General features: G+C 36.0%; 16 protein-coding genes. 3 read left to right on the top strand and 13 right to left on the bottom strand.

The window, feature by feature from the left end; translation table 11 throughout:
* Positions 1 to 2: 2 nt before the first annotated feature.
* Positions 3 to 1892 carry a glucose PTS transporter subunit IIA gene (locus A9G45_RS00875; RefSeq protein WP_065568477.1) on the bottom strand — a complete coding sequence of 630 codons (1890 nt, stop codon included), beginning with the start codon at positions 1890 to 1892 and terminating at the stop codon, positions 3 to 5.
* A 181-nt stretch (positions 1893 to 2073) separates the two neighbouring features.
* Here A9G45_RS00875 and A9G45_RS00870 point away from each other — a divergent pair, with 181 nt between their 5' ends.
* Positions 2074 to 2778: a GntR family transcriptional regulator gene (locus A9G45_RS00870; protein ID WP_065568478.1), complete on the top strand. Its 705-nt coding sequence runs from the start codon at positions 2074 to 2076 to the stop codon at positions 2776 to 2778.
* Between the two features lie 96 nt (positions 2779 to 2874).
* Here the strand turns inward: A9G45_RS00870 and A9G45_RS00865 are convergent, their stop codons facing one another.
* The 12 genes from A9G45_RS00865 to rph all read right to left on the bottom strand — a co-directional run bounded on the left by A9G45_RS00865 (position 2875) and on the right by rph (position 21593).
* The gene (locus A9G45_RS00865) at positions 2875 to 3882 is read right to left on the bottom strand and encodes an aldo/keto reductase (protein WP_065568479.1); all 1008 of its coding nucleotides are present in this window, start codon (positions 3880 to 3882) and stop codon (positions 2875 to 2877) included.
* A 270-nt stretch (positions 3883 to 4152) separates the two neighbouring features.
* Positions 4153 to 7260 (bottom strand): type I restriction endonuclease subunit R, encoded by a 3108-nt coding sequence (locus tag A9G45_RS00860; RefSeq protein WP_065568480.1) that lies wholly within the window; start codon positions 7258 to 7260, stop codon positions 4153 to 4155.
* A gap of 12 nt (positions 7261 to 7272) precedes the next feature.
* The gene (locus A9G45_RS00855; protein WP_065568481.1) at positions 7273 to 8373 is read right to left on the bottom strand and encodes an anticodon nuclease; all 1101 of its coding nucleotides are present in this window, start codon (positions 8371 to 8373) and stop codon (positions 7273 to 7275) included.
* A 25-nt stretch (positions 8374 to 8398) separates the two neighbouring features.
* The gene (locus A9G45_RS00850) at positions 8399 to 9637 is read right to left on the bottom strand and encodes a restriction endonuclease subunit S (RefSeq protein WP_218056981.1); all 1239 of its coding nucleotides are present in this window, start codon (positions 9635 to 9637) and stop codon (positions 8399 to 8401) included.
* Positions 9634 to 10638 carry a virulence RhuM family protein gene (locus A9G45_RS00845; protein ID WP_065568482.1) on the bottom strand — a complete coding sequence of 335 codons (1005 nt, stop codon included), beginning with the start codon at positions 10636 to 10638 and terminating at the stop codon, positions 9634 to 9636. Before A9G45_RS00845 ends, A9G45_RS00850 begins: the two co-directional genes overlap by 4 nt.
* Positions 10635 to 12200 carry a type I restriction-modification system subunit M gene (locus A9G45_RS00840; protein WP_065568483.1) on the bottom strand — a complete coding sequence of 522 codons (1566 nt, stop codon included), beginning with the start codon at positions 12198 to 12200 and terminating at the stop codon, positions 10635 to 10637. The genes A9G45_RS00845 and A9G45_RS00840 overlap by 4 nt, the downstream gene beginning before the upstream one ends.
* A 721-nt stretch (positions 12201 to 12921) precedes the next feature.
* Positions 12922 to 14019 carry a DUF6708 domain-containing protein gene (locus A9G45_RS00835; RefSeq protein WP_065568484.1) on the bottom strand — a complete coding sequence of 366 codons (1098 nt, stop codon included), beginning with the start codon at positions 14017 to 14019 and terminating at the stop codon, positions 12922 to 12924.
* Between the two features lie 44 nt (positions 14020 to 14063).
* Positions 14064 to 15161 carry a DUF6708 domain-containing protein gene (locus A9G45_RS00830; protein WP_065568485.1) on the bottom strand — a complete coding sequence of 366 codons (1098 nt, stop codon included), beginning with the start codon at positions 15159 to 15161 and terminating at the stop codon, positions 14064 to 14066.
* A 1-nt stretch (position 15162) separates the two neighbouring features.
* Positions 15163 to 17847 (bottom strand): T6SS effector BTH_I2691 family protein, encoded by a 2685-nt coding sequence (locus A9G45_RS00825; RefSeq protein ID WP_065568486.1) that lies wholly within the window; start codon positions 17845 to 17847, stop codon positions 15163 to 15165.
* 1065 nt (positions 17848 to 18912) lie between these two features.
* Complete coding sequence (locus A9G45_RS00820) at positions 18913 to 20010, bottom strand: lactate oxidase (RefSeq protein WP_065568487.1); 1098 nt, start codon at positions 20008 to 20010, stop codon at positions 18913 to 18915.
* 197 nt (positions 20011 to 20207) lie between these two features.
* Complete coding sequence (gene pyrE, locus A9G45_RS00815) at positions 20208 to 20855, bottom strand: orotate phosphoribosyltransferase (protein ID WP_065568488.1); 648 nt, start codon at positions 20853 to 20855, stop codon at positions 20208 to 20210.
* 21 nt (positions 20856 to 20876) lie between these two features.
* Entirely contained in the window at positions 20877 to 21593 is a 717-nt protein-coding gene (gene rph, locus A9G45_RS00810; protein WP_065568489.1) for a ribonuclease PH, read from the bottom strand.
* 159 nt (positions 21594 to 21752) lie between these two features.
* Between rph and A9G45_RS00805 the strand changes: the two genes are divergently transcribed.
* Together A9G45_RS00805 and A9G45_RS00800 are read left to right on the top strand one after the other, a co-directional pair.
* Positions 21753 to 22619 carry a YicC/YloC family endoribonuclease gene (locus A9G45_RS00805; RefSeq protein ID WP_065568490.1) on the top strand — a complete coding sequence of 289 codons (867 nt, stop codon included), beginning with the start codon at positions 21753 to 21755 and terminating at the stop codon, positions 22617 to 22619.
* 143 nt (positions 22620 to 22762) lie between these two features.
* On the top strand, positions 22763 to 23140 hold the full coding sequence (locus A9G45_RS00800) for a tetratricopeptide repeat protein (RefSeq protein ID WP_065568491.1): 378 nt from the start codon (positions 22763 to 22765) through the stop codon (positions 23138 to 23140).
* Positions 23141 to 23182 lie beyond the last annotated feature (42 nt).

Raw genomic sequence — 23182 nt, 5'->3', positions numbered from 1 at the left:
TGTTATTGCTTAATTTTAAATATGATATCATCAATTGTCACTTCTGTTTTATCCGTTAATGAAATGAATTGGTATTGATCGGTATTAACAATAATAATTGGGGTGATTAGTGGGTAGCCTGCTTGTTTTATTGCCTCAGGATTGAAGCTGATTAGTAGATCACCTTTTTTCACTTTTTGGTGTAATTCAACATGATATGCAAACTCGTTATTAGTCAAATTAACCGTATCAATCCCCACATGAATTAATAATTCAACGCCGTTATCTAATGTTAACCCAATAGCATGTTTGGAATTTTCAAATACCGCAGTTACCTCGGCATCAAAAGGTGCATAAACATGATTATCAGTAGGCTCAATGGCAATCCCTTCGCCCATCAGTTTTTGTGCAAAAGCGGGATCAGGCACTTCACTTAGGGGTAAAGCATGTCCTGTCATTGGGCTTGTAATGCTAACCTCATCAAGAAAAATTTTAGGGTTATCATCTTCGATATTGATATTTTCTTGATTATTAACTGTATCTTGTATGGTTTCACCAGTGCCAAAAATTTGGATCAAAACTACAGGTCCAAACATAGCAATAAGCGCACCAATCAAGACAGCAGTAAATGAATCTGAATTATTAGGGCTAATTGCATTGACGATAGTTAAAGGGCCAGGCAAACCAGCGTAAGCAACATAGTGAGGTGAATAAAATCCAGCCACAATACCACCACAAGCAGCCGAAATACAGCCATAAATAAATGGCTTTTTAAAACGTAAGTTAACGCCATAAATAGCCGGTTCGGTTATCCCAAATAAGCCAGTGATAAAAGCGGATAATGAAATGCCTTTCATCTCTTGTGTTTTGGTTTTTAAATAAAAACCAAATGCTGCCCCGACTTGACCAATAACGGCAATGGTTTGAAATGCTTGGAAAGAGTCTTGTCCATACTGTTTAAAGTTTTCAACGATAACAGGAGTGATCCCCCAATGCACGCCAAAAATAACAAACACTTGCCAAACGGCTCCGATAATTCCACCAGCTATTGGAGGTGCTAGATTGACGAACCAATTATAGCCATTGGCAATGTATTGTGCACCATTTGCGGTTAATGGACCAACAATAAGTAATGTTAAAGGCACCATAATGACAAGACTAAATAATGGTAATAGCACCGGTTTTATAATACTGTGCAGGCGAGGTTCTAAGAAGCGCTCTAAATAAGAAAGTAACCAGACTAAAAATAGTGGTGGTAACACAGTTGAAGCGTAAGTTGTTTTAGATAGCGCAATTCCAAATAGATCGATTTCTTGACCATCGCTGATTAATTTGGCAAATTCAGCCCAAGTCGGGGACAACAGCGCAGCACAACAAGCAACCGCGATATAAAGATTACAACGAAAATGTTGTGAAGCGGTGATAGCAATAAAAATAGGTAAAAAGGTAAAAGGCGCCCAAGAGATAAAATCAAATACTCTAAAGGTTCCAGTTGATTCTATTCCCTCAAATGCTAATTTTAGTAAGATCAAAATCCCCTGTAAAATACCTGATGCGGCTAAAATATAAACAAACGGTGCAAATACCGCCGACATGGTTGCAATGATACGGTTTAAAATATTGGTTTCATTGTTATTAACAGCTTGGTTATTAATATCAACCAGTTGAATAAATGCATTGTAGACTTTATCAACATGGGTACCAATAACAACTTGGATTTGCCCTCCTTTTTCAACAACCGTAATCACACCAGGTAGTTTTGCGATTTTTTCTTTTGCTTGTTCTGGTGTTGTTTTTGTGACAAGGCGTAGGCGTGTTGCACAACGAGAGGCGTTGATAATATTCTCTTTTCCGCCTAGCTCATTTAAAATATCAACTGCTAGCTTGTTGTAATCTCTTATTTTCGATGACATCCATTAAGCTCCTTAAAATCAATTCAGTAAGCTTATCTTATAGATAATTTTATAATTGTTAATGACCAATTATATTGTTTGTGATCTAGATCGACTTTTTATACTATTTAACTTAACTTAACTTAACATAAGCAATATAAAATAATATGTAAATTATTGGGCGAATAGCAAAGAGATATAAATGGTAAAATATCAAAATGTTGCAAAAAAAATAAAGCAAATGATTTATCAGCAGCAATTATCTAAAGGTACCCAACTTGCGAATATAGACGGACTTATTAATCAGTATCAAGTAAGCCGTAGCACAATTATTAAAGCGCTTAACTGCCTTGAACGGCAAGGCGTTATTTATCAAGTGCAAGGTAGCGGTATTTTTGTTCGTGAGCGCAAAAAAAGAGGTTATCTCAGTTTTTTACAAAGTCATGGCTTTACTGTTGATTTAGATGATGTGTATGGTTCATCTAAAGTGTTTAATGTAGACATTATCAAACCCAGTGCAAGAGTGAAAGAAAATTTACAATGTGATGATAGTGAACATGTTTATTTTGTAAAAAGATTACGTTATGTTGATGATAAATTATATTGCTTAGAACAGTCCTATTATCGCAAAAAGCTTATTTGTTATTTAAATACAGACATTGTTGAACGTTCAATTTTTAGCTACATTCAAGAAAATTACAATATCAATATTGGTTTTTCTGATAAATATTTTCAAGTGATCAAACTTGATGCAAATATAGCAAAATATCTTGGGTTACAAGCGGGCGATCCCGCTCTTTGCGTTGAAGAAATATTTTATACCTCATCTGGTGAGCCGTTTGATTTCTCGAAAATTATTTACCATTATGAAAATGCAAGATTTTGCATACAAAATCATTCAAAATAAGCCGCTTAACATAGCCAAAACCTAGCGCTACGTTGTTAAATTATCGGTAAATAGGCACTAATTCTTATTATTTTCGATAACAATTTTATATCTAAGTTAATTAGCTTGTTTTATTTGTGGTTTGTTATCTGCCATGATACCAACTAATGCGTGAGGTTTATAGCATTCTTCTAAGTAGTTTAGCTCGTCATTGCTTAATTGTAATTGGGTTGCTTTAACGGCATCTTGAATTTGTTCGGTTTTTGTTGCACCCACAACAGGAGCAGTAACTTTAGTTAATAGCCATGCCAATGAAACTTCCGTCATGGATACTTGGTGGCGTTCAGCAATTTCTGCAACTCGATCGATGATCACGTGGTCTTGCTCGGCGGTTTTGTCGTATTTCTTCTTCGCATAGTTATCCGCATTGGCGCGTACAGTTTGGGTGTTATATGGACGAGCAAGGCGACCGCTGGCAAGTGCGCTATAAGGCGTCATAGCAATATTATCTTCTTGGCATAATCCAAATAATTCTCGCTCATCTTCACGCATAATTAAGTTATAGTGGCTTTGCATTGAAACAAACGGTGTTAAGCCTTCATATTTTGCTATGGTGTTTGCTTTTACCAGTTGCCATGCATAACAGTTCGAAATGCCAATTGCACGGATTTTGCCTGCCAAAATATTTTGATGAAGGGTTTCAAGAACTTCTACTATAGGTGTGTTGTAATCCCAATAGTGATAAATATAAAGATCGACGTAATCCACCCCCAAATTTTTTAGGCTTTGGTTGAGTGATTGGTTGATAGCTTGTTGCCCAGTTATGCCATTAGCAATTTGCTCAGCTGTACGTGGTAAAAATTTTGTTGCTATGACCACTTCATCACGCAGGCTCATATCGCGTAATGCTTTGCCAACATATCTTTCGCTTGAGCCATTTTGATAAGCGATTGCGGTATCGAAAAAATTGATACCTTGCTCAAGAGCATATCCAATAATTTTGCTGCTTTCTGATTCATTTAGTGTCCAGTTGTGAATGCCTGTTGTAGGATCGCCAAATCCCATACAACCTAAACAAATCTGCGAGACAGTTAAATCACTATTACCCAGTTTAGTGTATTGCATGATCACTTTCCTCTATTTAAAACAGAAACCACTAATGTGCCTTATTATATTGCGCTTTTATTTTTATAGTAAATTTGAATGTGGGTTAATGTGATATCGATCACTTTTTTACAAAAAATAGAACGGATAAGAACTTCATCTATTAAAAAATATATTAAATTAAAACACATATAAATTAAGACATAGCAGATTATAGCAAACCATATTGCTTGATTATTTATCGGGCAGGGAAAAGTCAGTGCGCAATTCCATGCCCTTTATCGTTAATAATTAGATATTATCACTGCCACCAACCCCTTTAAATTTTTCAACCATTGTTGCTATTTTTTCAAAAACCCGACGTTTTTTGATTAAATATTGTGGATTAAGTGGGCTCATCTTCGGTAACATTTCGTTTAATTCAGTGCCATTTTCGGTTGCATATTTGCGTTTTAATGAAGAAGCAATATAGCGTTTGGCTGCTGCTTCATTTAAATTCTCTTCTTCGATTAAGGCGTTAATTTCAGCTTGTTGCTGACGTTGTGCATATTGATAAAAAGCATCAACCGTACTGGCTTTATCGGGAATGTTATTTAAATCCGTTTGATTAATAAACTCAACAATTAACCCTTCTTTAGCTCGGTTTTCTAAACTTGAACGAATCAATCGTTGAGTGTCTTCAACAATATCTTGTTTGGTTTTTTCTTGTTTATTTTGTTCATAAATTAGCTCAAGAATATAATCCAAATTGATCTCTTGTGATTTTAATAGATCAATTTCGAAAACCACACCATCCCAATCAATGGTTGATTGAGCTTGTTGATTAGATTCCTTTTCTCTACGTAGCCAATCGCGGATGTCATTATAAGTTGAACGATAATTTTGAATTGCACGGTCGGTTGGCAATTTTATTGTTTGCATTTTTTGCAGATCATCATCGGTTACATTATGTCGAGCTTTAAAGGCTAGCATGGCTTGTTCATCAGTCGTATCAAGTTGTTGGAATGCTTTTAATGCCACAAATTCATCATAATTTTGCAAAACATTGTCAGCACGCAAGTACTCGCCAAATAATTTAACAAACGCTATTTTATCTTTTTCGGTGATGATTTCATCAGCACGGGGGAATTTTTCTTGTAAATCGGCAATGATTGTTAAATACCCATTGTGAATATCGCCTGATACTTTATCAGTAAAACCCTGCATATATTCATCATAACTTTTTTCTAACACCACTTCTCGGGTGCTGCTTTTACCAAATGTTTTTATTGCATCAATGGTAGCTTGTTCCAAATCACGAAACGCTACAATATTACCAAAGGTTTTGGTTGCATTGTAAATACGATTGGTGCGTGAAAAAGCTTGAATTAAGCCATGATACCGCAGGTTTTTATCAACAAATAATGTATTGAGTGTTGGCGCATCAAAACCCGTTAAAAACATGCCAACCACAATTAGTAAATCGATTTCCCGATTTTTTACCTTTAATGACAGATCGCGATAATAGTTTTGAAATTGTTCACTACTGACATCATAGTTTGATTTAAATTCCTTATTATAATCGTCGATTGCCATTGCTAAAAATTCTTTAGCGCTTTGATTTAAAGCGTCAGTTTCAAAGCTTTCATCAGCAAAATTACCTTGTGCGTCTTGTTCTTCATTAGCTGCATAAGAAAATATTGTTGCTATTTTTAACGGCTTGCTGGCATCTTTTTGTAATTTTTTGAACGATTCATAATAGAGTTTTGCCGCATCGACACTGCTTACGGCAAACATGGCATTAAATCCTTTACCATTGCCCATTAAACGGTGGGTTTTTTGCTTAAAATTATTCAAAATATATTGGGTAATTTGCTCAATGCGTTTTGGGTGAAGTAGTGCTTGTTTATTTTCAGCAGCGCTGAGTTTTTCTAGATTTTGTTCTTGTTCAATCGATTTAAAATTAGGGCGCACATCATTATAGTCCACTTTAAATTTTAAGACTTTTTCGTCACGAATGGCATCGGTTAACACATAAGCATGTAATTCACGACCAAACACATCCGCAGTAGTTTGTGCACCTAACGCATTAGCTGGCATGATCGGTGTGCCCGTAAAGCCAAACTGATAATATTTTTTAAACTTGCGCTTTAAGTTTTTTTGCGCTTCACCAAACTGGGATCGGTGCGCTTCGTCAAAAATAAATACCACATGTTTATCATAGATGGCTAAATCATCTTCGCTTTTTATTAAATTGTTAAGTTTTTGAATGGTGGTAACAATAATTTTATTATCGGTTTTTTCAATATTACGCTTAAGCCCTGCGGTACTATTTGAACCATTCACACTATCTTTGGAAAATTTTTGATACTCTTTCATGGTTTGGAAATCGAGATCTTTACGATCTACCACAAAAAAGACTTTATCTATAAATGCTAATTCTGTTGCTAATCGTGCCGCTTTAAAACTCGTTAAAGTTTTACCAGATCCGGTTGTGTGCCAAATAAAGCCTCCACTTTGTAAGCTACTCCATTTTTTGGCATGGTAAGCGCTGATAATTTGCCATAGTATGCGTTCAGTTGCTGCAATTTGATAAGGGCGCATGATAAGCAAGGTATCATTGACATCGAGCACCGAATAAGTAATGAGCACATTTAAAAGTGTTCGGCTAGCAAAAAAAGTGGCTGTAAAATCTTTTAGATCTTTAATCGGATCATTTTTCACATTTGCCCAGTTCATAGTAAAGTCAAAGCTATTTTTATCTCGCTTGGTGGTGTTGGCAAAATAGCGAGTATCTGTACCGTTGGAAATGACAAACAGTTGTAAATACCTAAATAGTGAGTTGTCTTTATTAAAGCTCTCTTTACTGTAGCGATGCACTTGATTAAATGCTTCACGAATGGCAACACCACGCTTTTTTAGTTCAACTTGAACAAGGGGTAAACCATTCACTAAAATAGTGACATCATAACGGTTAGCACAGCTTCCATTTTGTTGAACTTGATGGATAACTTGTAATTTATTATTGGCGATCTCTTTTTTATCTAAAAGTTTAATATTTTGAATATGTCCATCATCAAAAACAAAATCATAGATATGATCGTGGTGGATTTTGCGACTTTTGTCGATCATCGACTCATTGGGTTTATCTAAATACTCTAATACAAAGCGCTGCCATTCCTTATCGGTAAATTGCATTTTGTTTAAGGTTTGTAATTGATCACGAATATTAGCCAGCAATTTTTCGTGATTATTCAGCTCGGGAAGATATTCATAACCTTGACGGGCTAAATCGTCAATCAGTTCTTTTTCTAACTGTTTTTCAGTTTGATAAGTCGCTGCCGGCTCTTCAAGCCTGTTGTAGTTATCTAAAATAATATAATGGTTGGTTTCAGCAAGAGGTGTTGTGTAAATTGTCATAGTCCATTCCAGCTATTTAAAATTGTAATTTTCGAGTAAATGATTAAGTAAAAATGAAACGATCTGTTTTTCTGGCTCGGATGGCTCTGGGATCATTTCATTCGATAATGTTGAATGACTGGTAAAGTTGATAATCCGTGTTAAGTAAACTTGTTTATCATCAGGCAGGAGTTCTGACCATTTTGGATATCCTAAAAAACAGGCCGTCTTTTCATACAAGTTACGTAATAAAGTAAAGTGATATTTTTCAATTTTCTTTTCGCTAATGGCTTGTTGCAAAATATCTTTTAAATAAAGATGATACGAAAAGCTTTGATTTGAATCTCCTTTTTTTTCTTCTAGGGCAAAATCGCCATTTTCAAATCGTTTTAAAATACAGCCTGTTTTTAAACCCAGTTCATTATACAACACATTGTAAAATAATGGGTTATGAGTAGTGATAATAAATTTAATATCCGATTTGCTGCTATTGATTAATTTAGCAATATCGACCGCTAATTGGATTAGGTGATTTTCGTCCAATGAGCTGACTGGATCATCAATAAAAATATAGCGTAACTGATCAAATTCATTGGTAGAGCGTTCTTTAGGCTCAACAATATTGCGCTCTGCGATCACCAAACTAATCAAGGTGAAAAAAATACTCCAAATTAAATTATTTTCTTCCCCTTTGGAGATTTTAATATTATCAATACGTTGATCATTACCCCCTGCGAGCGAAAAAGTCACAGCGGAAAAATCCTCATTGAAATGTGGCGTTAATTTTTGCTGGGTGTAGGATTGAAAGTAGTGAGCGATGTTTTGATCCTGACCTTGGTCTTTCAAAATCCAGTCCGTAAATGAGTTAGGTTGAATAATTAACTGATGTTCACCCTCTTGGTGTTTATCATTATTCCAAGCAAATAGATCTTCAGTGAATGCATTATAGTAAAGAATTTTATGCCGCGTTAAAGCGGCGTTATTTTCTTTGTCACTTTTCCCTTGTGACACAATAAAATGCTTAAATGCTTGCGATAAACGTGTTTTACCGGTGCCGTTAAACGCATAAATCAATTGTTTTTTTGTATTGGTTTTATCTAACCTTTCAGCAATATTCCTTAGTGTCGTATTCATCGTTTGATTGCCTTATCTTATTTTTTTAATCCTTAGGAAAATCCAATAATAAATTCCGGTAATATTCGTATTGTTTTTGACGCAATTCAATCTCACGCGGTAAACCCTCGGTGATTGAATTGGTTAATGTGTCGAATTTATCTAGGATTTCGACAATACGGGCTTGTTCCTTGAGTGGGGGAATGGGAATTATAATTTTTGACATATCTGTTGCTGAAACATCTATGACTTTTGTCCCTTTTGCATATTTTCTTTTTTCATTTGCAAACATTGATGTTTGAGTAAAATATGCAAAATATTTTCCTAAAATATTTTTATTTGGTTTGAAAATAGTGGCGTGTCCTCCAGTTACGGCTTGCCTTTTCCCTAAATATACTACTGCTTTTCCTACATCCTCAATATTTTCGCTTGTATTAGTTATGACTACATCTCCAAAACCAACTTTCTTTAATTTTTTTGCTAACTCAGCCGAAACAAATGACTTAGTTTCAGTAGCAAAAGTGCCATAATAAGTGTAAATTTGCCCATAGTGAATAGCAGGAATACCTGTTTCGGTAAAGTCTTTCTTTTGTAATCCATTGCCGCGAATTAATTCACCTACTTCACCTAAAGCCTTCCACTCAACTTCATCATCTTTAAAGCTTAATAATTTATCTCGATAATAGTTGTATTGTTTTTTTCGTATAGTAAGCTCTGCTGTGAGCTCTGCTGTGAGCTCTGCTGTGAGCTCTGCAAATGTGTCTAAAATACGGGCAATTTCGGTTTGAATGTGTAGAGGGGGGATGGGAATTTCAATTTTTTTTATAATCTGAGCATTAATATTTGTTTGTGAGCCAGCACCAAGCGATTTAATATAAGTATATTTATTAGATAAAAAATGAAAAATATAGCTATAATCTGCTATATTTTTATCAAGATTTATATTAGCGCATGCTTGATTAGTAGTCATGGGGATCTTATTAATACCTACTTTTCCGACTGTAGCGCCATACATGGCAATAATTACACAATTTTGGGGTATCCATTTTGCGCTTGAATTCTTCACTCCTTTTTCTGTAATTTTTACACCTGTGTCCCAAATATTTCCAAAATTTATTTCTTGCGTTCGCAACCAAGGGATATCACCTCCATAATATTCTGAAATATTCGTTTTTGGTGTTCCTCCTGAAGATATTTTTGATATTTCCCCCAAAGCTTTCCACTCAACCACTGTATTATTAAGTAATTTAACAAAATTATTTTGCATTTTTAATCGATCATTCATTTTTTGCGGCTTTCCTGTTTTACCTTTTTCTCTAATGCATTGATGGTTTTAAGATAAGATTCTTCTACCGCATCTAATGTTTTGGCTTTATATTTTTTATATTCTAATTTGGCCTTGTTTTCGGCTTGGTGATGAGAAACTGAGCCGGCGTTATCAAGTAATTTACGCCCTGTTGATGAAAGAATATTATCCAATTCTCGCACATAGTCTGCCATTCTCATTTCACGTTTTTCAATAGCATTCAATTCGGCTAAATCAAAATAGGCAGATACTAGATTATTTAGTACGCGTAATTCTTGTTCTTGTAAATAATTTTTGGCTACCATTGCTTCGGCTTGGGTAGGGCTGCTGCCTTTAAAGTGTGTTAATCCAACAAAAGGCTTATCGCTGTCAACGCGCAAATAAATAACTTCACTTGCAGTATTGCCATGCGCGGCGTAATGCAGTTTGTTTTGCACGATTTTAAAAAATTCTATACTGGTTTTGGTATTTGGGTCATAATCAACTGCAGTAGCATATAAATCTAGAACTTGGCGATACATTACTTTTTCGCTAGAGCGAATATCGCGAATCCGGTCGAGAAGTTCTTTCCAGTAATCACTGCTCCCTAAGTTTTTTAAGCGATCATCATTCAAAACAAAACCTTTTTTTAGATACTCCTTAAGGATGTTGGTTGCCCAAACGCGAAATTGTGTGGCAATCTTCGAATTAATTCTATAACCAAGTGAAATAATCATATCAAGGTTGTAGTGATCTAGCTCTCTGGTAACATTTCGAGAACCCTCTTGTTGAACTGTTCGGATTTTCCGAACAGTTGCCTCTGGTATTAACTCTCCATCTGCATAAATATTTTTAATATGCTCACTCACTGTTGATTTTGCAGTTTGAAAAAGCTCAACAATTTGGCGTTGTGTTAACCAAATGTTTTCGTCTTCAAAGCGTGCTTCAACATGAATTTTTTGGTTATTATCATGATAAATTAGAATGTGGTCATGACTCATGCCTCAATCTCCGCCACAATAGCATCAATTTGGCTGCGTAAACTATCAATTTTCGCCACAGTTGCTTTTAATTCTGTATTAAGCTGATTAATATCAATTACTTCACGGGTATCTTCGGCTTCAACGTAGGTACTGACCGATAAATTATAATCATTATCGGCAATGGTTTGGTTATCGACCGATTTCGCAAAATATTCGACGTCTTGCTTGCTATCAAATACTTCTATAATGGTTTTGATATGCTCATCGGTTAAGGCATTATTATTGGTTTCTTTTTTAAATAGTTTGCTGGCATCAATAAATTGAGTGGTTTTAACGGTTTTATTTTTGGCGAGAACCAGAATGTTCACCGCAATGGATGTGCCATAAAATAAATTTGGAGCCAATGATATTACGGTTTCTACAAAATGATTGTTCACTAAATATTGACGGATTTTTTGTTCCGCTCCGCCACGATAAAATATGCCAGGGAAGGTGACAATTGCCGCTCGACCTTGATCTGATAGGTAACTGAGTGCATGCATAATAAAAGCAAAATCGGCTTTTGATTTTGGGGCAAGCACGCCAGCAGGGGCGTATCTATCATCATTAATTAAGGTTGGATCATCACTGCCAATCCATTTAATTGAATAAGGGGGATTAGAGACTATCGCATCAAACGGTTTTTCATCACCAAATTGGGGATTAAGTAACGTGTCGCCTAAGGCGATTTCGAATTTATTATAATTAATATTGTGTAAAAACATATTCATACGGGCAAGGTTATAGGTGGTGTGGTTAATTTCTTGTCCGTAAAAACCGTCTTCAATAATATGATCGTCAAACTGTTTTTTGGCTTGCAAAAGTAATGATCCTGATCCCACGGCTGGATCATAGATTTTGTTGACCTTTTTTTGTTTGTGTAAGGCTAATTGTGAGATTAATTTGGATACACTTGGCGGGGTGAAAAACTCGCCCCCCGATTTACCGGCATTCGAAGCATAATTCGAGATTAAATATTCATAAGCATCACCAAACACATCAATATGGCTATCTTCAAATTGCCCAAAATCCAGTTCGGCGATGCCGTTAAGCACGGCGGCTAATCGCTTGTTTTTATCGGCAACGGTATTACCTAAGCGATTGCTGGTGGTATCAAAATCGGCAAATAATCCTTTAATATCACTTTCTGACGGGTAACCAATAGCAGAACTTTCAATTGCATTAAAAATATCGGCTAGGTCAGTATTTAAGCTTGGATTGGTATTTGCATTAGCAACAACATTACAAAATAGTTGGTCGGGATAGATAAAATAGCCTTTGGTTTTTATGGCATCTTGCTTGACTTCATCGGTAATAATATCGGTAGATAACGTGCTGTAATCAATACTGCCATCATCGCCTTGAATATAATTGGCAAAATTTTCACTAATAAAGCGATAAAATAGCGAGCCTAAAACATATTGTTTAAAATCCCAACCGTCAACAGCACCCCGTACCTCGTCGGCAATTTTCCAGATTTGGCGTTGTAGTTGATCGCGTTGTTGAGTACTCGTGCTTGATTGGGTGTTATTGGAAGTCATATTTTTCAAAATTCCTAAATAAAAAATAGGTGTTGCCTAATTAGAGAGTAACTGATTTTTACTTTCTTATTAGTCATTTTATCGCTAACTGTTATAGGTGCTATATCATAGCTGATTTGTTGTTAATTTTCTATCTGCGAGCTTTTATTTGCTTTATTAAGGTGATAAATCCAACTCTAATTATGTCTCTGATTTTCATGTATCCCAACAAATTGAGCCGGCCGCGCTTCTTCATTTTATTGTTGCTTGAAAGTTGCTGATGGCCATCATCCAATATCTTTTAAGAAAGATAATAAAGAAGTTAATCGATATAGGTTATTTATCTATTTATAGATAGATAAAATTTGAATCTGAAAACGCTTAACGCCATTTTTAATGGCTTTTATTAAAAAACGAATGTAAAAAAGCGAAGCAAATTAGTCTTTGGTTTTTAGGTTTAGGTTGTGCTATGTTATGACAAAGTCAAAAAACTAAAAACCAAACCCCTTTTTTTCGCCATATTTTAAAAGTAAAGAAAATCAAATAATTAAAAACTTTTCTCAAAAAAGGGTTTTTAAAACCCAAATCACTATTTGCCTTTTTGCATACAAAATTGATAGTATATTAGCTTTTTATCTGCTGTGTAGACAGTTTAGAAACTGTCCAACAGCAGGTAAAATTAAGTTGGTATATTCACTGCCGTGTAGGCAGTTTAGAAAGTTTGTTCTGCTATAACTTTATATTATGAATTACCATAATCAACTCGCTTTCCTGTGTTTTCATCACGCACGCCCCATTCCAAACGGCTATCTAATAGGGCTTGTTGTACCTTAGGGGGATAGTCTGCTAAGGTGGTTTCTTTGGGAATAGGTTTGCCCATTTGACCAGCTTGGCGAATGACTTTTGGCCATCGAGGTTGCCAGCACAGGCACTCAGAAATAAAGTAGCCCACGGTGTAAAAGGGGAGTAAGATTAAAAATACAGGGATAAGCAGTAAATACACCCAGACTGTTGGGGCATTTTTAGCTGCATGAATCATAGGTTTGATATGTCCCTCAAAACCATGAAAGGGTATGGGTAAATGGGTGCTTAGGCGTGGTTTTGGCAAGTTGTCGGGACCGTGCTCCATATAACGGCGGATAAATTCCCATTCGTCTTTATAGTCTTGAGGATTATAGGTGTTTTTGCCAATGCCGACCGATTGGGCAACAGGGAAACCGGTTTTATAAGGATGAAAGGTCATTAGATTAACCATATTGGAGCCCCCCATGTCTGAGCCAGTTTCGCCAAAGTTAGCGGGCATAATATGTTCCCACTTAAATACCACTGTGCCACCGCAATATTTAGGGCGTTGAATATATACTTGCCTTGTGATTCGATTAAACCGTACCCGAATATGGCGGAGGGTAAATAGTTCAAAACGGTAAATATAGCGGAAATAGCGAATGCATAAATAGGTAAGTATTAAAAAGATAGTTGCAAAAAAGATTATTGCGAATATTCCTGAACCAATATTATCACTTTTATGATTATATAAGTCTAAAGCTATTCCAAATCCCAAATCCCAACTAGAATAAATAACCCAAAATATAAGTAAGCTAATCCAAGTCAGAATCCCCCGAAAATTTTCAAACATACCGCCACGGATCTCTAAGTAGCGATTATTATAGGCGTAGTAAGGTCCTATTGGTCTGGGATTATTGCTGACGGATTCTTGGGTGTAGTTTTTTTGGACTTCTTTTAGCGTCATATCGCCATTGGTATAGCCCATTTTTAATTTTTTGCGGGTTTCGGTTTTTATGGCGCTACCAAACCATAATAAAAATTCACCAATGTACATCGGTTTTACATCCTGTTGTTATTATTTTCAAAAGTGCTTTTATATTATGAATTACCATAATCAACTCGCTTTCCTGTGTTTTCGTCACGCACGCCCCATTCTAAACGGCTATCTAATAGGGCTTGTTGTACCTTAGGGGGATAGTCTGCTAAGGTGGTTTCTTTGGGAATAGGTTTGCCCATTTGACCAGCTTGGCGAATGACTTTTGGCCATCGAGGTTGCCAGCACAGGCACTCAGAAATAAAGTAGCCCACGGTATAAAAGGGGGGTAAGATTAAAAATACAGGGATAAGCAGTAAATACACCCAGACTGTTGGGGCATTTTTAGCTGCATGAATCATAGGTTTGATATGTCCTTCAAAACCATGAAAGGGCATGGGTAAATGGGTGCTTAGGCGTGGTTTTGGCAAGTTGTCGGGTCCGTGCTCCATATAACGGCGGATAAATTCCCATTCGTCTTTATAGTCTTGAGGATTATAGGTGTTTTTGCCAATGCCGACCGATTGGGCAACAGGGAAACCGGTTTTATAAGGATGAAAGGTCATTAGATTAACCATATTGGTGCCACCCATGTCTGAGCCAGTTTCGCCAAAGTTAGCGGGCATAATATGCTCCCACTTAAATACCACTGTGCCACCGCAATATTTAGGGCGTTGAATATATACTTGCCTTGTGATTCGATTAAACCGTACCCGAATATGGCGGAGGGTAAATAGTTCAAAGCGGTAAATATAGCGGAAATAGCGGATACATAAATAAGCCAAAATTAAAAAAATAATTGAAAAGAATATTATTGCGAATATTCCTGATGCTATTTCCTCAGGTTTATAGTTATTAAGATCTAATATGATATATGAAGCTGCATAACCTGCACTATATGGTATTAAAAAAATAAGTAATGATATCCAAGAGAGAACTCCCCGAAAATTTTCAAACATACCACCACGGATCTCTAAATAGCGATTATTATAGGCGTAGTAAGGTCCTATTGGTCTGGGATTATTGCTGACGGATTCTTGGGTGTAGTCTTTTTGGACTTCTTTTAGCGTCATATCGCCATTGGTATAGCCCATTTTTAATTTTTTGCGAGTTTCGGCTTTTATGGCGCTACCAAACCATAATAAAAATTCACCAACGTACATATTAAAAAGTCTCCTGTAGTGCTTGATGCCACTTGGTTAATTCTTCGCCTAAGTCAGCAAATTTTTCACGTTCAAGTTTTTTACTAAAACAGCAACGGTCAAACCATTTTTGCATGGCGTTATCATCAAAAATAATTAAACATACGCTAACCACAACAACAATTACTGAAGCGTAAAAAATAACGTAAGCCAACCCTGCTGCGGCTTGAGCGCCAATAGCCAATCGACCAAGGGTTAACCCTACTTCGGCTAATTTTACCCAAATGGTACGCTCTATGCTTGTTGTGATAATATTATTAAACCATGGCACGAGAGTGCCTAAAACAACCACAAATTGGGACATACTTAGCGCTATGGTTGCTAGACCTCTAGCAAAATAAGCTATTGCAATGCCTGTACTATGCTTTTTAATTGCTTTTACCATATCCGTAATATCCAATACACCCGATATCCCCCCCGCAATCGATGATAAACTCGCTGACCATAAAAAGAATCGACCAAAGGCATTATATGTTACGGTTGCGGTTTTTGATCTCGGGTTTTTTTCGATACAGCATTGTATTGCGCTGGTAAATATTTGTGCCCCTGCGGCTGTGCTTCCCATCAGTGATGCGGTTAATTCGGCAACTTCACGTGAGTTGTTCCATTGACCATTTATTAATTTTTTCGCGGCTTCGTAGCCACTAAATGCAAATATCATCATGGCAATTTTAGTATTAACTAAATCGGCATTGGTAAAATTGTTACGAGCGACATGTGCTATTTGCGGAGCACCTCGTTTGGGTAAGGCTTTAAATGTATGTCCATTAATATTATAGCCTAATTCATACATTTCAAACGCTTTTGTTTGAATACTTGCTATAATTAAATTACCTAAACGGTTTTGAATCATTTGGTCAAATTTTTGGGTGGTTACCCTTAAAAAGCTTCTGACTAAATCAGCAAAAGTAACTGATAATAATGCTATTGGATAGCCACGCTTTGCCATCATCTCTACTATTCGATCGGTTTGATTAACATGATCGGCTAATTTATTTAGTAAGCTAATGGCTTTATCGACATCAGGCATTTGTCTGTTATCATCACTAGATTTGTTGTTAGCGATGTTTTGTTGGATATCGAGATATTCGTTAATATCATCAATTAAACTTTTATCGTTATACAGATAGGTGCGCATACATAAGTTGGTTCGGGTTATTTTAGGCTCAAGCCACCATTTATCAAAAATTTGCCTAATTTTTTGTGAACTGCTTGCTCCACACATGCAAACACTCATTTGTAATTGAAACATAATGCCATCTATGGGGTGAGTGCTATCATATAAATCTAATGCTAAAAGTAATTTGCTGGATTTTAACCATTTTATGTAATCATCAGCACGCTTTTCTGCCAGCTCTTCCGCTTTTTGATTGAGTTCATTAAATTTTTTTTCAAATTTGTCCAATTTTTCTTGAGATAGGCGATCCCAATAAAATTTTTCAAACTCTTCTTTAGATAGTTCTTCAGTTTGTTGTTCTAGTATTCCTTCTTCGGCTTTTTGAAAGATTTCTCTTCTTGTGTCATTTGCCATATCACGAATAGAAGGGATAGTGATTTTGTCATTTCCCCAGGTTGAAAATTTTTCCCATTTTTTATTATGCTTGATTAATTGCCTGACTCGGTGTTGATGAAACGACTGTTTTAATCCTAATAGCTGTCTTAAAATAATTAAGCGGTGTTCATTGGATATTCCTTCTTCATCTGTTTTTTCCATCCAGGGTTTCAGTATTTTTTCAATGGCTTGATGACGTCGACTGTTTAAACTCTGGGTTATGCCGATAGCATCGAGTACCACAATTGCAGCACCTTGACGCGCTTTTAATTTTTTATAAAGCGATAAATAGCGAAAATAGTATTGCATGATATTTTTATCAGCAAAAAAAGTGCGTTGTTCGTAAATATCTTGTATTAATTGTAATTGCCGGCGTGCGTGGTCTCGTTCGCCTGTTTTAAAATCGTAGGGGCTTTTACTCTGTAAAAATGATTCTTGTTCGGCTATTTTTATCGCAGTTGAAAATTCTAAAATATTGGATAGTAGGTCGTCGTCTTTTATGGATTTTTGGCTACTACGGATTTGATCTGGTGTTACGCCATTTAATTCAAATTCAGGTGTGGTTTGATAAAACGCTAACTTTTCATCGGTTATTTTGTTAGGACTAAATACAAAATGAATTTTAAAGATTTCTTTACTGTTTTTGAAACTAATGTAAGATGCATCGACTCCGTCTGTGTCAATGTTACAGCTATAGGTTGGCGGCGTGTTGGGTATAGAGTCCATATTGTCATGTTCAATTAAGCAACCAGACGGGCTTGAAGTAAAAGCGCGCCACTTTTTTTCGCCATTTTTGTAATCGACAAGGACATATAAATAGCCTTGCCTTAACATTTGTATGCAATATTTTGAGTGTTCCAAGGGTAAATTCGATACCATGTTTTGAGCAAAATTAGGTAAAGGCGGCAGTTCAATGTCTGCCTTCAGATCACGAAGTGTTGTGTTTTTACCTGTGAAACCAGAAATTGACAAGCGAGTTGGTAGTACAATTAAGTCGCCTTCTTTTTCTTGGCATTTTGGGCATCGTTTGCCTGAATTGTTTTGTTTAATTTTTGCGGCTAATATTAAATTAACTAAGTTTTCCAGATTTGCCATGTTTTCTCCTTTATGCTCCTTTTTTAACTCAGATTAATGTGAGTTATTTAACCACTTTAGTTTATGAATACTTATTGGATTTAAGGTATTGTTAATAAGATTATGATTAACATTGAAGTGATAAGCATGCTATTAAGGTAATATTTATTAATTAATAAACCTAACCGTAGGATAAAATAATAAGATTTATTGTGTATAAAAGCACCCAAATTAATGAATATGATGTTACATAATGGAGGGAGTTGACATGCCAACAACTTTATCATCCTTACATTTACTTGTTGCTCGAATTTATCCAATGTTATAGTGTAAAAAATATTTTTAATGTTTATTAAAATCATCAACATTTTTAACTAAAATTAAGTACAAAAATTACACTTTTTTTATGCGGTTTGCAATATCTAATTTAATATCGTGGGTTAGTTGTAGGCATTATTTACATTGTTTGCATCTTATGATTAAAGTGATCTCCTAATAACGATAAGCTGTTTTGTTGAAAAATACTTTACGCAGTATTACCGTATGATAAAAGCGAATAGATCGTTGGCAACGTTATGAGGCGCTAGTTATTTGTTGTTTTTGCCATATCTCCATGAAATATCTATCGCTTTGGGCTGTTTTATTCGTTTGTGGGCAAGGAGGGGGATTTTGTCAAATTTGATTAATACCATGGTTATCATATGTTATTAACAAATCAGATACTGTAAGTTTTTATTTATTTCGAAACGGTATAGAATCCTGAATATTTTTTACAAAAAAATAACTTAAAATATGACAGTTGTGTAAATATATTCATAATGATCATACAACCATGTAAAAATTACGTTGCCTGTTTTTGTGTAATATATGCAATGGGTATTATGTTAGTTAATGCTTGATTAGGTCTTTTGGGGTTATCAATGGTTGGATAATTTATCCATAATTCGTTTAGCCAAATTAATGGCGAGGGTTTTTTAGGGTATTATCGCCATATCACTTGTTGATAATATGGCGATAATTTTGTTTTATGTATATTCATCGCCGTCGTTTTTTAAGTACGGCGCGCGATGCGAGTAATTTCTACCATTAAATTAATGGGGTATTTTTAATATCTTCGATCGTTTTTGTGCCAGCTAATTGCATGGTAATAGACAGTTCTTTATTGAGATGATCAAAAACGGATTTAACACCTTCTGCGCCACCTAAATTTAGTCCATAAAGAATAGGGCGCCCAATAGCAACAAGATCAGCACCGCTTGCTAAGGCTTTAAATACATGTTCACCACGGCGAACGCCACTATCAAAAATAATCGGTACCCGTTTGGCAACTACTGCGGCAATGCTTGGTAATACGTCAAATGAGGCTGGGCCACCGTCTAATTGACGCCCACCATGGTTAGATACCCAAATTCCGTCTGCACCGGCAGATATTGCGATGGCGGCGTCTTCTGGCGATTGAATGCCTTTGACAATAACAGGTAACTTGGCCATCTCTTTGATTTTTTGAATATCAGATGGCATTATACCTTGTTTAGCTGCTGCATAAATTTCGCTAATGCCTTTACCTGAACCATCACCGTTACCACTTGATTGGCTATAAGCGCTTAAATTTTTCATAGGAAGAGGGAATTGGAATTTATTGATAATATCTTCTTCACGATATCCGCCTAACGTTGAATCAACTGTTAAGATAATTGCTTTTGCACCAGCTTTAACTGCTTTATCAACAATAAAACGGTTGAAACCATCATCTTTACTCATATAAAGTTGGAAAAAATACGGTACATTAGGAGCAGCACTGGCAGCTTCTTCAATGGAGGTATTGGCATAAGTACTAATGGAGAAAATAGAACCCGCAGCGGCAACTCCTTTAGCTGTATCCATTTCGCCTTTTTCGTGAGCTAAACCTTGTGCGGCTGATGGTGATTGAATAATTGGGGTTTTTAGTGGGATATCCCATAATTTTGTTGTTAAATCGGCATGATCAACCCCTTGTAATACTCGGGGAACAATTTTTTTGCGATTAAAAGATAAAGTGTTTTCTCTCATCGTCCACTCATCTTCTGCACCACCGCGGATATAACCAAAAGCACCAGCTTCCATTCTTGCTTTAACTAATGCTTCTAATGAAGCAATATTAACGATCTCTATAGCGTGTTCTTCATTACTTGTATGGTATGACATGATTCACTCCTAATTATGAGAATTAATGTTGCCATATTGTTATATCACAGCTATTTTTATTTAACATTAGGTAAAAATCTTTTTTTCTAAAAATAGCATTTTTTATTATGAAAAATGCGATATTAATAAAGACATGATAGGTGATGATGAAAAGCATCTTACGATGCTTTTTGTAAGGAAAGAAAAAGGAATGGTGATTATTTTATGCCATACTCAGCCCGATAAGCTTCAACTTGTTTTACTTGATCTTGTCGCTCTGGGGATTGATAGAGGTATTGGATCAAATCATCTAATGTGATAATTGAAATCACATCACAATGATAAGTTTGTTTAATTTCTTGGATTGCTGATAGCTCACCACGACCTTTTTCTTGTCGGTCTAAACAAATTAGTACACCAGCAAGTTTAGATTGGTTATCTTCTAATATTCTCATCGATTCACGAATCGCTGTACCAGCGGTAATAACATCATCAACTAGCATAACCCGTTGCTGATAAATTGAACTGCCGACTAGGTTGCCACCTTCGCCATGGTCTTTAGCCTCTTTGCGATTAAAACAATAAGGGACATCGACATTATGGTGTTCTGATAGTGCAACAACGGTTGAAGAAACAATCGGAATACCTTTATAAGCAGGACCAAAAATGACATCATATTCTAAGTTGGCATCCATCAACGCAGCTGCATAAAAACGGCCTAATAAAGCCAGATCTTTGCCAGTATTAAATAATCCAGCATTAAAGAAATAGGGGCTTTTTCTCCCCGATTTTAGTGTGAACTCGCCAAATTTTAATGCTTGCCTATCTAAAGCAAATTCAATAAATTCACTTTTATATGATTTCATCGGTTTTCTCCAATTAGCTGTTTAGTCATTCAAGGCTTGTTTTTGTGCATCAATAATGGCGGTTATCCCATTTTTTGCTAATCCTAATAACGTTAACAGCTCTTCATGGCTAAATGGTTCACCTTCCGCGGTGCCTTGTATTTCAATAATTCGCCCGTCATCTGTCATTACAACATTCATATCGGTTTCTGCATTTGAATCTTCTATATATTCCAAATCACAAAGCGCTTGACCATCTACAATGCCGACAGATACAGCTGCAACTAAAGATTTAATTGGGTTTTGCTTAATTTTACCTTCGGCAACCATGTTATTAATGGCATCGTTCAGCGCAACACAAGCCCCAGTAATTGATGCTGTTCTTGTACCACCATCGGCTTGAATAACATCGCAATCTAGCGTGATAGTGTATTCACCTAATAATTCTAAATCGATCATTGCGCGTAATGATCGGGCAATAAGTCGTTGAATTTCCATGGTTCGACCTGTTTGTTTGCCTTTAGCCGCTTCACGTTGCGTACGTGAATTGGTTGCTCGTGGTAACATACCGTATTCGGCTGTTACCCAACCTTGATTTTTGCCTTTTAGAAAACGTGGTACCCCTTCATCAACAGTGGCATTACAAAGCACTTTGGTTTCACCAAATTCAACTAGTACAGAGCCTTCTGCATGCTTAGTATAATGACGGGTTATTTTTATAGGGCGGATTTGTTCCGCAGATCGACCAGACGGGCGCATGCAATTCTCCAATTGTTACAATTAAAAAATATCGTTTTGAACTCATTATTTAGGAGGACATCAACAAGATAGGGTTAATGTTTAGCCTAAGCTAAGAGCGCATTATACAGAATATATGATACAATGCCCAGCAAGTTTTTATAATTTTAAGGTGTTATTATGATTTGCAGTATGACCGCCTATGCAAGAAAAGAATTAAGTCAATCATGGGGAACCGCTTCTTGGGAGCTACGTTCAGTCAATCAACGTTATTTAGAAACTTACATTCGCTTGCCAGAACAATTTCGTTCACTTGAGCCTATCATCCGTGAAAAATTACGGAGTCGTTTAACTCGAGGAAAAATTGAATGTAATTTACGTTTTGAGCTAGATCCTGCGGGGCAACATCAAGAACTCTTGTTAAATAAAGATTTGGCTAAACAAATACTTAATGCAGCAAGTTGGGTGCAATCCGAACATCAATCAGGGCAAACTAACCCTATTGATGTGTTACGTTGGCCGGGGGTTTTATCGGCTAAAGAGCAAAATCTGGATGCGATTTCCCAAGAAATTATAGCCTTATTAGATAGTGCGATTGATGATTTTATTACCGTGCGTGAGCGTGAGGGTAAAGCACTTAGCGATTTGATTGTTAAACGCTTAGAAGCTATTACTATCGAAGTTGATAAGATTCGCAATTGGATGCCTCAAATACTAGAGTGGCAAAAAGAACGTTTAAAAGGCAAATTGCAAGAAGCCAATATCGAACTTGACCATTCTCGCTTAGAACAAGAGATAGTGATGCTTGCTCAACGTATAGATGTCGCCGAAGAACTTGATCGACTAATGACACACGTTAAAGAAACCTATTCTATTTTGAAGAAAAACGAAGCGATTGGACGTAGGTTAGATTTTATGATGCAAGAATTTAATCGCGAATCGAACACTATTGCATCAAAATCAATTAATGCAGATGTTACAGCTAGCGCAATTGAACTTAAAGTGTTGATTGAGCAAATACGTGAGCAGGTACAAAATATTGAGTAATCATTTAGTTAATAAATAATGCACTTGGTATTATCTGCGGTATTGTTATAGGGGGGATATAGGTACGATATAATTACGCGCTTTTTTCCCTCCTTTTATTTTTATAATTAAAGAAGTTTGTTTTGGTTAGAAAGGGAATTTATATGAAAAAGCTAATAATATTATTCTTATTGTCTATCTGTATGGTACCCCTTTCTTATGCTCAAAATTTTCAAGATATGAGTTTTGAGGAGTTATACAAAAAAGCGGCAGAAGAAAATAGTCCAGAAGCGCAATTTTACTTAGGTGTTAGGTATGTCCAGGGGGATTCTGTCGAGAAAGATGCACAAAAAGCAATAGAGTGGTATGAAAAAGCGTCAGCACAAGGAGTTACTGAAGCCGCTATGAATATCGTTAGCTTATATTATTCAGGCGACGGTGTAGAGAAAGATTATCGTAAGGTGTTTGAATATTATCAAAAAGTTACCGATAAAGACCCAGAAGCACAATTTGTTTTAAGTTTTATGTACAGCCCATGGTGAAGGTGTTGAGCAAGATAAGCGTAAAACGGCTGAATGGTATCA

Origin of the sequence: Gilliamella sp. HK2 (assembly GCF_001690265.1) — a bacterium.
Classification (GTDB): domain Bacteria; phylum Pseudomonadota; class Gammaproteobacteria; order Enterobacterales; family Orbaceae; genus Gilliamella; species Gilliamella apicola_C.
Note: the sequence above shows the minus strand (reverse complement) of the source record. Positions and strands in the feature narration are given on the sequence as shown.